An 11722-nucleotide genomic window follows, 5' to 3' on the forward strand; every position below is an offset into this window, starting at 1 on the left:
GGAGCTGTGACTTCGAACTCGGGTTTTTCATTGCGCGTCGCCGCCCTCGATTGTCGACCGGCTCACTCGCGGTAAGCCACAACCATCTCGATCTCGACGGCACAATTGCGTGGCAACTCGGCGACACCGACAGCGGAGCGCGCGTGGCGTCCCGCATCGCCGAGGATCTTGCCGAGTAGGTCGGATGCGGCGTCGAGAACCTTCGGCTGGTCGTTGAAGCCGGGCGCGGACGCCACGAACCCCGTGACCTTCAGGACGCGCTCGATACGGTCCAGATTTCCCAGCACCTGTTTCAGGCAGGCGAGCCCCTGCAGAATGCAAATGCGCGCCTCACCGCAAGCTGTATCGAGCGAGACTGCGCCGCCCACCTTGCCCTGCACCCTCACCTCACCGTCGACCTTGGGAAGCTGCCCCGCGACATGCGCAAGGCCGCGATGGAGAGTCACCGGGACGTAGTTGAAGGCGGGCGACGCCGCTTCGGGCAAGCTAATGCCGAGTTCGGTGAGACGCTGTTCAATCATGAGCTTGCTCCAGCTTTGGAACCAGGAGATCGTGGACAAGAGCGCCGAGATCGTAACGAGGCGAAAAGCCCGTCGCCGTCTCGAGCCGTCTGCCGCTGATCAGCGGGAAGAGAAGCGCAGGCGCGATGCGCTCGAACGAGATCCGGGCACCGGGCTTCGCGCGGCGGAGCTCATCGATGACATCGACAATGCTCGCCTCGAAGCCCTTAAGATTATAGACCGGTTCGAGCGACCCGGAATGGCGCAAAACGGCCAGAACCGCGCGGGCGACATCGCCGACGTGCATCAGATCGACCGGTTGATCGTGGAATGCGACCTCTGCGTCCCGGCCATCGCGTGCTGCGGAGAACAGGTCAACGATCGCACTTGCCGCGCCCTGGTACCAGAGTCCCTGCCCGAGCACCAACGGAAGACGCAGGCCGACGATCTCGATGCCGTGCCGCCTCGCCATGAAGACAGATAATGCCTCCGCCAACTGCTTGGTCAGACCGTACCAGGTGGTTGGCGCAGGCTTGTCGTCTTCGTCGACGCGGGCCGCATCGTAATCCGACACCGGCCCGTAAATGACAGTCGAGCTGGTCCAAACGATGCGACGGACGCCGGCGGCGCACGCCGCCTCGATGAGCGTGCCGTGGCCCGCGACGTTGATCGCGAGCGCGGCATCGGCCTCACTCTCGCCGGACCGCATTAGACCAAGCCTGCCGACACTATGCGCGACACAGGATACGGCAGCTTCAGGCTTGAATCGCGAGAAAACTGCGTCGAGCGCAGCCCGGTCGCCGATCGACCCCTCGACTGTCTGATACCGACCGACCAAATCCGAGAGCCTGTCTTCCGCCATCGACGGTCCGAACAGCACCGGAGCGTATCCGGCCTGAACCAGTGCACGCACGACATGCGAACCCACGAAGCCAAGTCCGCCGGCGACCAGGACGGTCCGAACCGGGTGTGGCATCCGCTCAGAGGGAAAGGTCGTCACGGATGCAGGCCTTCCAATGACCGGGAGCGGTTTCGCGCAGCGGCGGGACAGCCTTGGCGCAATCGGGCAGAACGAAGGGGCAGCGCGTCCGGAAGACGCAGCCCGATGGCGGGGCGCTCGGGCTTGGGATCTCGCCCGAGAGTACGATGCGGTCGCCACGCGGCCGCGCTCCAGGCGCCGCATGCATCAACGCGGCCGTGTAAGGGTGAGCGGTCCGGCCGAACAGCGCCGAGTTCTCTGCGAGTTCCATCACCCGCCCGAGGTAGAGCACCATCACCCTATCAGAGATGACTTCCACGACCGACAGATCGTGACTAATGAACATCATTGTCAGCGACAAATCGCGCTGGAGACCCTGCAACAGGTTGAGCACCTCGGCCTGAATCGAGACGTCGAGGGCCGAGACCGGCTCGTCCGCGACAATGAAGCTCGGATTCGAGGCGAGCGCTCGTGCAATCGCCACGCGCTGCCGCTGACCACCCGAGAAGGCCCTCGGATAACGTTTGAGATGCTCGCGTGTGAGGCCAACTTTTTCGAGCAGCAACCCGACTTCCTCGAGCGCTTTCGCCTTGTTCAGACCGCGATGGAGGCGAATGGGCTCGATCAGCGCATCACCGATCGTCATACGCGGATTGAGGCTTGCGAACGGGTCCTGGAAGATCATCTGCATGTGCCGGCGGAAGCGCCGCAGGTCCTGGGGCGCGAGAGCACCCAGATCCTGCCCGGCGTAGCTCACCGTCCCGGCCGTCGGCGTCAGCAGACGCAACGCGAGCCGGCCAATCGTCGACTTGCCTGAGCCGGATTCGCCGACAACGCCGAGGACCTGCCCCTTGTCGAGGGTGAACGAGACCTCTTCGACCGCGCGAACGGCCGGACTGGTGCCGAAATACTTGGTCAAGCCTGTGACCGCCAACAAGGTCTGGCTGGACTTCTGATCATGGAGAAGTTCGGACCGCGCTGGCATCATGATACAAGCTCTCGCCAGCGGAAGCAGCGCGACACGTGGCCTGAACCAACGGCCTCCAATTCCGGCACCTTCTCGCTACACGCGGCGACGGCGATCCCGCAGCGCGCATGAAAGCGGCAGCCTGCCGGCGGATTCAGCGGCGTCGGCAACACGCCCGGAATGGGCGCGAGGCGTGCGCCATGGCCCGCTCCGTGAGGAGCACAGGCAAGTAGCGCCTTCGTATATGGGTGACGCGGATTGGCGAGAACCTCGCCTGCCGGACCCTGCTCCACGATCTGGCTCGCATACATCACCGCCACCTTGTCGGCGATCTCCTCGACGAGCTTCAGGTCATGGGTGACGAAGATCAAAGCCATGCCGCGCTCCTTCTGCAACCGCTTCAGGAGCCCAATGATCTGAGCCTGGACCGTCACGTCGAGCGCCGTGGTCGGCTCGTCGGCGATCAGCAGCGTCGGGTCGCAGGCAAGCGCAATCGCTATCATGACCCGCTGGCGCATGCCGCCGGACAGTTCATGGGGAAATGCATCGACACGCCGCTCCGGATCGCTGATGCCGACATCGCGCAGCAGGGTGATCGCCATCTGTCGCGCCGTGCGGGGGTCGAGCTTCTTGTGGATGCGGATCGGCTCCGCAATCTGATCTCCGATCGGGAACACCGGGTTGAGGCTGGACATCGGATCCTGAAAAATCATCGCGATGTCTCGACCTCGGATACCGGCCATCTCGGCGTCGGACGCAGCCGCAAGATCGAGAGATCGGCCGTCGCGATTGCGGAAGCGGATCTGACCACCCTCGATGCGTCCACCGGTTCTCGCCTTTTGCCGCCCGAGCAGACGCATGACGGTCAGGCCGGTAACCGACTTGCCCGAGCCGGACTCGCCGACGATCGCCAACGTCTCGCCATGGACCACGGAGAGCGTCACGCCATTTACAGCCTTGACGATTCCGGCGTCGGTATAAAACCAAGTCTTCAGGTCATCGATTTCGAGCACGGGCTGGCGCTTGGCCATTCCGCCGTGTTTGATATCCTCAACGGACGGCATGACGCTCGACCGCATCCCAGTCCACATCAATGCCGAGACCAGGAGCATCCGGAACGGCGATGGCACCATCCTCTGGAGTGGGCGGATTCTTCAGGACGGAATCGCGCAGCGGATTCGTTCCGACATCGTATTCGAGAAGCGTCGGCCGCGGAATGTTGTTGGAATGCGGGTAGACCGGCAGTGACGCGACGAAATGGACAGCGGCCGCAAGTCCGACCCCGGTGCCCCAGACATGGGGCGACACGCGTAGATGCTCCATCATAGCTAATTGTGCGACCTGCTTTCCTTGCCAGAAGCCGCCGCAAAGAGATAGGTCTGGCTGCACCACGTCCACGGCACGCTGGTCGATCAGCCTCTTGAAGTCGAAGCTCGTATAAAGCGCCTCACCTGTCGCCAGTGGCACCGGACTCCAGCGCTGGAGCAGTTCGTAGCCGGCGAAATCCTGGGGCGCCAGCGGCTCCTCGACCCAGCCGATTTTATAGGGAGCGATCCGAGTAATGCTCTCTCGCGCGAGGTCGAGCGTATAGTTCGAATTGATATCAACCAGGATTTCGACCTTTTCGCCGAGGATCTGGCGAGCACGAGCGACGCGTTCCTCGTCGTTAGCGGGCGACACACCGATCTTGATCTTGATGGAGCGGTGGCCCGCCTTTGCCATCGCCTCAATCTGCGGCTCGAAATCCCGCGCGCTATTCTCGGTCAGATAACCACCCGAAGCGTAGATCGGAACACGTGCGCTGTGCTTGCCCCCGATCAGCCGGTGGACCGGCTGCCCAAGCTTCTTGCCCGCGGCGTCCTTTGCGGCCATGTCGACGCCGGAAATGCACCAGGTGAGCGGCCCCTGCACGCCGAAATGATAGTGACGCGCCTGCATCAGGGCGAAGCCGGCCTCGACATCGAGTACATGGGTTCCAACCAGATAACCCTTGAGCAACGGCAACATGGCGAGATTGACCTGCGGAATGCCCCAGCATTCGCCGATACCTTCGGTGCCGTCCTCAAGTCGAAGTCGGACCAGCGTTGTAGCCCGTGCGGTCGCAAGCGACTTCGACATGCCGTAGGCTTTGCCCGCTGGCAGCTGCACTTGAACCGCGATGAACTCGATATCGCTGATAAGCATGGCCGACCCTCGCGCCCCGTAGAGCGCGCCCAATTCCGATCAATTCAAGCCAATCGTGAACCAAGTCGGCAACCAATGCAACATCCAAACTGACATCGCACGACAGCGTGGACGCTGTCGCGGCGCCAGAGTTGGTCGTCGCTCGAGGCGACTGCCGCTGGCGGGGATCCGACTGCATTCCTCGCGAGCTTGCGCTCCCTTGGGTTGTCGATCGATCCAAGACTTGCAATGAGCATACGAGGCCTGAACAAGCTTCGGCCGTGGAGCACCGCGGTGCTCCTCCTTATAGCGCTGGTGGCGTCGTCTATCGAAATCACCAGACTCAAAACCAAGATCAGCGAGATATCTCGCCACACGTTTCGCGACCGATGCCGACACTCGTCATCCACTCCGCCCTCGTAGATGCCGGCCCGCCTATTGCGGTTATCGGAGACAGCGTCACAGAAATGGCTCCGCTGCCCGCTCAAGTTTGCGGCCACCTGGTCAATAACGCCGGGATCGGCGGACTAAGCACATCGCTCTTGGCGCAATTTATCTGCCATTGATACCAAGTCGCAAGAGACGATCTACGGCGCATCCGTGCGGGCTAAGGCCGAGAGAGCGGCTGAGGCACGCAAGGCGGCCGACCAGCTTTCTTGCCAGGGTGGGAGCCAGGATGCTTGCATTCCAGGGATCCGCCCAACCGTGCCTACGCTGGGCGACCCATCGAACGCCGGCTACGGCTTCCTCGAGGTGAAGTGCATCGGCTGCGGCACGCACCAAACTGTAACTCGCAGACCGAATTTTATGAATTTTTGTTCACTGATAAGCTTTGTGCATTTTCCTTATCAGTCCGCCAACCGACTCCATGTGCGGCCAAAGGTTAGCAGTGAGCAACTAGACCTAAGTTTCAGGTTGCGTGGAGCATGTGCTTGGTCGCTAACACGCCTCGCACCTCTACCCACAACCGGCCGCCTTGACCGATGTTTATGATCTGAAGTTGGCTTTAGCTAGAGGACGCGATAATTCACAATCATGGAGAGGTCGGGCGAAAGGTCGAGCCCCGGCCCCTCGCCCAGATTTATCGTTCCGCTTTTCACGCTGGCAACACCATCTTCGTCGACAGCGCGAACGAATACGGCGGGACCGAACGAGGTCATCACGGGCGCAGCCAGCGGATAGCGATAGCAGAATGCCTCGATCGAACGGATCGTGAAGCTGTCAGTCATGTTGCTGACCCTGCGAAACCACCCGGAGCTGCCACCATCTCAGTAGCCGCGCGCGAAGTCACCTTCCTGCTTGATATCCGAGAAAACAGGAAAGCGCGCCTTCCATGGGGTGCCCTTGGCCGTGGTCAGCTGGTTGAGCCGTTCGAGCACGGCGAGGCCATCGTGGCGCAGGCTTGCCGAAACTGCCGCACGGTCCGGGAAATTCTTTAGGACCGCATTGAGCCAAATTGTGCGGCCGGCGAGGAAGCCGCTCGCGCCCGCGGCATAGGAATAGCAGAGGACGCGTTCGAATTTTTCCGGCGCTGCGCCGCCCGACAGCAACACCCAGGGAATGCTGCGGTCGCGGCAGATGTCACCGATCGCATCGAACTCCTTCTGGGCGGCCTTGGCTGCCGCGCTGCCGTCGCGAACAGGCAGGCCGTTCGCCGCGAGCGGACTCTCCAGCTTGAGGAGATCGACACCGTATTCGGGCCTGGAGAACTCGCGCACGCTGTCGATGACGAGGCTGGGAGCTTGCCCTGCGATTCCACGTAATCGGCGGTGTGATTGGCACTGCCGAGGAACGGATAGACCAGAAGCTCCAGGACATAAGGAATGTCGTGGCGGGCACAGTCCTCGCCGATCTCTCGCACGAACCGCTTCTGATGCTCGTTCACTGCCGGATCGGCGTCCGGCCGGTACCACGCCAGCACCTTCACGGCGTCGCCGCCCATGGCGCGGATCTTCTCCACGCTCCAGTTGGTAATCGCGCGCGACTTGCGGCCGCCGGCCGTCTCCTCCACGCGGTGCTCTTCCAGCGTCATGATCAGGCCGCAGCGTGGCGGCAGCAGATCGATCGCGGCGGGCACTGCGAAATTTGGGTCGAACAGCATCGAGCTGCAATGCGGAGCGAGGTTCTCGACCAGGAGGCGCTTTTGCCGCCGTGACGTCGGAATATTCGACCTGGTCCCGCGTGATGCCTTTTGCTTTCGCGATAGCATCGAACAATGGCGGCCGCTGATCCAACGCGACCATGCGGAAGTGGCCGTCCTAGTCAGCGAGCCGTGCCAGGCCGCGGTTCTTTCCAATCGTTCTCATGGCTTCGTCCTCATGAATGCGAGACACTCGTTGATATCGGGGATTCCGTTGCGGCCACCGGAGTGGCGGCATTTCATGCCGGCCGCCGCCGCCGAGAACGCCATGGCGGCGCGCACGTCGAGGCTGGCACCGATCGCGAGCGCATAAGCGCCATGGAATACGTCGCCCGCGCCTGTGGTGTCGACGACATCCACCGCGTAAGCCGCCTGCCGGTGCAACTGGCCGTTCTCGTACCAGTTCACGCCGCCCTCGCCGCGCGTGACGGCGATAACGCGGCAGCCGAAGCGCGCAAGGGCTGCGAGAGATTTATCTTTGGCGGAGCCGGCAAAGGCGGCGAGCGCGGGCTCGGAGAAGATAGCGTGATCGGTCAACGGCAGCAGTCGCTCGAATACGTCGGCATCAGCCATGTCACCGTCGAGCACCGTCGGAATGCCGCGCAATTGCGCTTCCCTAAACAACGTCGCGGCACCTTCGACCCAGCGCGGATCGGCCAGCACGGAGGATGCGCGCGCCACGGCTTCGAGCGGAAGCCAGTCTGGGGTTTCCGGGTAAAGACCGCGAAAGTTGACGATCTGCCGCTCGCCGCTGCTATCGACGATAATCCCGGAGACCGACGAGCGGCCATTAGGAAACAGCCGAAAATTCTCGACATCGACGCCTTCGGCGGCGAAGGCGGACTTCATCTCGTGGCCGGCGGCATCATTCCCGGCCCGCCCCCAGAACGCGACGGACGCCCCGAGCTTCGCCACCGCCACGCTCGCATTGGCGGCCATGCCGCCGCCCAGCGTGCCGTACGCGACGGCCTTGATCTTCTCGCTTCCACCCGCGAACGGCCGATCGACGCGCCAGACCTGATCGAGGGCCGAGAGCCCGAGGCAGATCACATGCAGGGGCCTGGCTTTGGACCCGACGTCCGCCAGCGCTATGAGATCGCCGATGTTGGCTGACGTACTCACCGCAGGACCTTTCCGCTGGTGGCATCGAACAGATGCGTCTTGCCCGGCTGCGGGCACAGCGCGACGCGATCGCCGACTTTCGGCCGCAACGACGGGTCGACCCGCGCGATCGCGGAAACACCGGCGAGATCAAAATGGATCAGCGTATCGGAGCCGAGCGGCTCGACCAGCTTGACATCGATGGCAATGCCATCGGCAGCACCGGTGGCGACAGCGAAATGTTCCGGACGAATGCCGAGTACGGCATTGCCGGCCTGGCGCAGGCTACTCGCGGTCTCGCCGTCCACCAGCACCGGCACCACCGTTCCACCTTGCGACAGGATCGCGCGCTCGTCGCGCCACTCGACCGCGAAGAAATTCATGGCGGGCGAGCCGATGAAACCGGCGACGAACTGGTTGGCGGGCCGCTCGTAAACCGTCTCCGGCGTGTCATATTGCTGGATCGTGCCGCTCTGGAGCACCACGATCCGGTCGGCCATGGTCATGGCCTCGATCTGGTCATGGGTGACGAAGACCATGGTGGTCCTCAGCTGCTGCGATAGCGCCTTGATTTCGGCCCGCACCTGCCCGCGCAGCTTTGCGTCGAGGTTGGACAGCGGCTCGTCGAACAGGAACGCCTTGGGATTGCGCACGATAGCGCGGCCCATGGCGACGCGCTGACGCTGGCCGCCGGACAGCTCCTTCGGCTTGCGGTCCAGATAAGGCTCGATGTGCAAAAGCGCAGCGGCGCGCTTCACCCGCGCGTCGATCTCCGCCTTTGGCGTGCCGCGCAGCTCCAGCGCAAACGACATGTTGTCGTAGACGCGCATGTGCGGATAGAGCGCGTAATCCTGGAACACCATCGCAATGTCGCGCTGCGCGGCCCGCACGCCGTTAACGCGCTTGTCGCCGATATAAAGGTCTCCCCGAAATGGGCTCGAGGCCAGTGATGATGCGCAGCAAGGTCGACTTACCGCAGCCGGACGGGCCGACGAACACGACGAATTCATGGTCCGCGATCTCCAGATTGAGATCTGGGATTACGGTGAAATTGCCGTAGCGCTTGGCGAGGTTGCGGATCGAGATCGAGGCCATGATCGCTCAGTCCAGCGCCAGCACAGGCTTGATCAGCTCGCCCTTGGCGAACCGCGCGAAGTTTTCCGGGAGAGCCGAAAGACCGAACTCGCCGTCAACGAGGACGCGGTATTCGTCCTTGTACTTGCGCAGCAGCTCGACATTCGGCTCGAAGTCCGAGACCGGGAAGTAGAAGGTCCGGATCATGTAAAAATCCTTGCGGCGGAACACCTTGCCTTCCTCGATGGTCCAGGGCGCGGCGTTCTCGCCGACCAGCACCAGCGCGCCGCGCGGCAGAACCAGCTCGATGCCGAGATTGCGCGCCGCATGCGCGCCCGAGCATTCCATGATGAGCGCAGATCGCTTCGAGGTGTCGCCGACAGGGTGCGCCTTCGCGCCGAAGGATTGTGCGATCTTCAGCCGCGCCGCATTGGGATCAGCCACATGGATGTCGTTGTAGCGAAGCGCGCGGAGCGCCAGCACGACGCCGAGGCCGACCGGCCCCGCTCCCATGACCAGAACAGGTCCGGCCTCGTTCGCCGGCACTACGCGGCTGACGAAGCGCACGGCGTGGCCCGACGTGCCGATGGTGTCGAGCAGCAGCGGCGCGAGGCTGTCCTCGATATCATCTGGGACGGGCAGCAGGCAGTTTTCCGGCACCGGCACGTATTCGGCATAACCGCCCGGCCTGTTCCATCCGATCAGGCTAGAGATTTCCAGGCACATCTGGGTATCGCCGCGCTTGCACGCCGCGCAGTGTCCGCAATGCAGGGGAATGTAGACGGCGCAGCGGCGGCCGTGCAGGGCAGTGACCGGGCTGCTCGATGACGCCAAAGATCTCGTGGCCGGCGGTGAACTCGGCGCCCTTGTGCCAGAGCTTGAAATCCGAGCCGCACAGCGCCGTTCGCGAGACGCGTACCAGCACCTCGCTGGTGCCGATTTCGGGCATCGCCACACGCTCGATGGTGATGCGATCGTCGCCGTGAAAGACCGCGGCCTGCATAATCGAGTTCGGGCGGGGAGACAAATTCATCAGATACCTAGCCTTTCACCGCACCGAGCGTCAGTCCGGACACCAGCCAGCGCTGGACCAGGGCCGCCAGCACCAGCGGCGGCAGTGCGATCAGCGTTGCGGCCGCCATAAGGGCGCCCCATTGCGTCGAGCCTTCGCCGATGAAATTGAAGGCCGCCGCGATCAGCGTCTTGGTGTCGCCATTGGAGAGCACCAGCGCAAACAGGAAGTAGTTCCACGAGAAGACGAAGGCGAGGATCGCCGAGACCGCGACGCCGGACGCCACCAGCGGCAGCGCGATGCGCCAGAGGATGCGCGTGACACTGCATCCGTCGACTTGCGCTGCCTCGAACACGCTGCGCGGGATAGCATCGAACGACGGCAGCAGCACCCAGATCACGATCGGCAGCGTGATCACGGCGTGGCTGAGGATCAGCGCCGTGTAGGAGCCGATCATGCCGACCTGCCGGAACATGACGTACCATGGCAGCAGGAACAGCGTGCCGGGCGCCATGCGCGCGGCTAGAGTCAGGATCGCCGGCCATGAAATCCGCGTCCAGGAGACGGCGAAGGCGGCGGGGATTCGAACAGCAGTCCAAGCGCGGTCGAGCCAATTGTGACGATGAGGCTGTTGAGCGCGTAGCTCAGGAACGGCGTGGTCCTCGTCAGCTCGACATAGTTTTCCAAGGTCGGCGTGAAGATCAGCGTCGGCGGATAGGCCGTGACCTCGAAGGACGGCTTGAACGAGGACAGCACCATCCAGACCGTCGGCGCCATGATGATGATTCCGGCGAGCACGAGCTGCACCAGGTTGAGCCAGCGGATCCAGCGATCGGTATTGGCAGCGTCCGTCATCACATCACCAGGCGACTGCGCCGCGCAGGCGGTTGAAGGCGAGCACGGCGCCGAACACGATCGCCGTCAGCGTCAGCATCAGGGCGCTGGCATAGCCGATGTTGAAGAATTCGAAGCCGACCCGAAAGCCGTAGATGTTGAGCGTGTTCGAGGCGTTGCCCGGGCCGCCCTGTGTGGTGATGTAGATGATGTCGAAGAAGCGCAGCAGGTCGACGCTGCGCAGGATCGCCGCGGTGACGATGGTCGGCAGCAGCAGCGGCAGCGTGATGCGCTGGAACGTTTTGAACGGCGACGCGCCGTCGATCTGCGCCGCCTCATAGACGCTCGGCGGAAGCGATTGCAGGCCGCCCAGCACGATCAAGGCGACGTAGGGCGTCCACTGCCAGCTGTCGATCAGGGCAACCGTTGGAATGACCAGCGACGGCGAGGCCAGCCAGTCCGACGGCGGCAGGCCGAGTGATTGCAGGATGTAGTTGGCCGCCCCCAGCGAGGGATCGAGGATCACCAGCCACATCATCCCCGCCACCACCGGCGGCATCATGAAGGGCGAGATGAACAGCGAGCGCACGATCCCCGGCAATCGCTTGGCGTGAAACAACACCAGCGCGAGCCAGACGCCGAAGACGAGCTGCAGCACCAGCGACAGCACATAGAGCGCGATCGTGACCCACAGGCCGTGCCAGAACTCGTAGTCGGAGACCAGCTTGGAATAATTGGCGAGGCCTGCGAAGGACTGCTTGCCGGTCGAGGAGAAATTCTGGAAGCCGAGCCAGATCGTATAGACGACGGGAAACGCGATCATCGCGACCGTGAAGACCACAGCGGGCGCCGAGAGCGCCGACATTTCCAGCTTCTGCCGGTCCTGCGCGAGTGTGGCAGCCGCATCAGACATGCGTGCGTTTCCTTGGGAGTGGATGCCGGCAGACTAGAA

12 protein-coding genes and 3 pseudogenes are annotated in these 11722 nt (G+C 63.1%); all 15 read right to left on the reverse strand.

Annotated features, from left to right (window positions below; genetic code table 11):
- Positions 1-62: 62 nt before the first annotated feature.
- The 15 genes and pseudogenes from ACTGJ9_RS30380 to ACTGJ9_RS30450 all read right to left on the reverse strand — a co-directional run bounded on the left by ACTGJ9_RS30380 (position 63) and on the right by ACTGJ9_RS30450 (position 11683).
- Entirely contained in the window at positions 63-521 is a 459-nt protein-coding gene (locus tag ACTGJ9_RS30380; RefSeq protein ID WP_456674059.1) for a RidA family protein, read from the reverse strand.
- Positions 514-1500, reverse strand: a complete 987-nt coding sequence (locus ACTGJ9_RS30385; RefSeq protein WP_456674060.1) for an NAD-dependent epimerase/dehydratase family protein — start codon at positions 1498-1500, stop codon at positions 514-516. The genes ACTGJ9_RS30380 and ACTGJ9_RS30385 overlap by 8 nt, the downstream gene beginning before the upstream one ends.
- Positions 1481-2464 (reverse strand): ABC transporter ATP-binding protein, encoded by a 984-nt coding sequence (locus ACTGJ9_RS30390; RefSeq protein WP_456678680.1) that lies wholly within the window; start codon positions 2462-2464, stop codon positions 1481-1483. Before ACTGJ9_RS30390 ends, ACTGJ9_RS30385 begins: the two co-directional genes overlap by 20 nt.
- The gene (locus tag ACTGJ9_RS30395) at positions 2464-3477 is read right to left on the reverse strand and encodes an ABC transporter ATP-binding protein (RefSeq protein WP_456674061.1); all 1014 of its coding nucleotides are present in this window, start codon (positions 3475-3477) and stop codon (positions 2464-2466) included. Before ACTGJ9_RS30395 ends, ACTGJ9_RS30390 begins: the two co-directional genes overlap by 1 nt.
- 19 nt (positions 3478-3496) lie before the next feature.
- Complete coding sequence (locus ACTGJ9_RS30400) at positions 3497-4630, reverse strand: mandelate racemase/muconate lactonizing enzyme family protein (RefSeq protein ID WP_456674062.1); 1134 nt, start codon at positions 4628-4630, stop codon at positions 3497-3499.
- Between the two features lie 1085 nt (positions 4631-5715).
- Positions 5716-5838, reverse strand: a pseudogene (locus ACTGJ9_RS30405) (mandelate racemase/muconate lactonizing enzyme family protein); the annotation flags it as partial.
- 39 nt (positions 5839-5877) lie between these two features.
- A complete protein-coding gene (locus tag ACTGJ9_RS30410; protein ID WP_456678681.1) occupies positions 5878-6522 on the reverse strand; it encodes a hypothetical protein in 645 nt (214 codons plus the stop codon).
- Positions 6462-6818, reverse strand: a pseudogene (locus tag ACTGJ9_RS30415) (tagatose 1,6-diphosphate aldolase); the annotation flags it as partial. The pseudogene ACTGJ9_RS30415 and the gene ACTGJ9_RS30410, both read right to left, overlap by 61 nt.
- A 93-nt stretch (positions 6819-6911) precedes the next feature.
- Positions 6912-7871: a sugar kinase gene (locus ACTGJ9_RS30420; RefSeq protein ID WP_456674063.1), complete on the reverse strand. Its 960-nt coding sequence runs from the start codon at positions 7869-7871 to the stop codon at positions 6912-6914.
- Positions 7868-8945: pseudogene (locus ACTGJ9_RS30425) on the reverse strand (ABC transporter ATP-binding protein). Before ACTGJ9_RS30425 ends, ACTGJ9_RS30420 begins: the two are co-directional and overlap by 4 nt.
- 6 nt (positions 8946-8951) lie before the next feature.
- A complete protein-coding gene (locus ACTGJ9_RS30430) occupies positions 8952-9728 on the reverse strand; it encodes an alcohol dehydrogenase catalytic domain-containing protein (protein ID WP_456678682.1) in 777 nt (258 codons plus the stop codon).
- Complete coding sequence (locus ACTGJ9_RS30435) at positions 9631-9927, reverse strand: alcohol dehydrogenase catalytic domain-containing protein (protein WP_456674064.1); 297 nt, start codon at positions 9925-9927, stop codon at positions 9631-9633. The genes ACTGJ9_RS30430 and ACTGJ9_RS30435 overlap by 98 nt, the downstream gene beginning before the upstream one ends.
- Positions 9928-9964: 37 nt before the next feature.
- A complete protein-coding gene (locus ACTGJ9_RS30440; protein WP_456674065.1) occupies positions 9965-10450 on the reverse strand; it encodes a carbohydrate ABC transporter permease in 486 nt (161 codons plus the stop codon).
- 14 nt (positions 10451-10464) lie between these two features.
- Positions 10465-10791 carry a hypothetical protein gene (locus tag ACTGJ9_RS30445; protein ID WP_456674066.1) on the reverse strand — a complete coding sequence of 109 codons (327 nt, stop codon included), beginning with the start codon at positions 10789-10791 and terminating at the stop codon, positions 10465-10467.
- A 4-nt stretch (positions 10792-10795) separates the two neighbouring features.
- Positions 10796-11683 (reverse strand): carbohydrate ABC transporter permease, encoded by an 888-nt coding sequence (locus tag ACTGJ9_RS30450; RefSeq protein ID WP_456674067.1) that lies wholly within the window; start codon positions 11681-11683, stop codon positions 10796-10798.
- Positions 11684-11722 lie beyond the last annotated feature (39 nt).

Source organism: Bradyrhizobium sp. RDM12 (assembly GCF_051917485.1).
Lineage (GTDB): Bacteria > Pseudomonadota > Alphaproteobacteria > Rhizobiales > Xanthobacteraceae > Bradyrhizobium.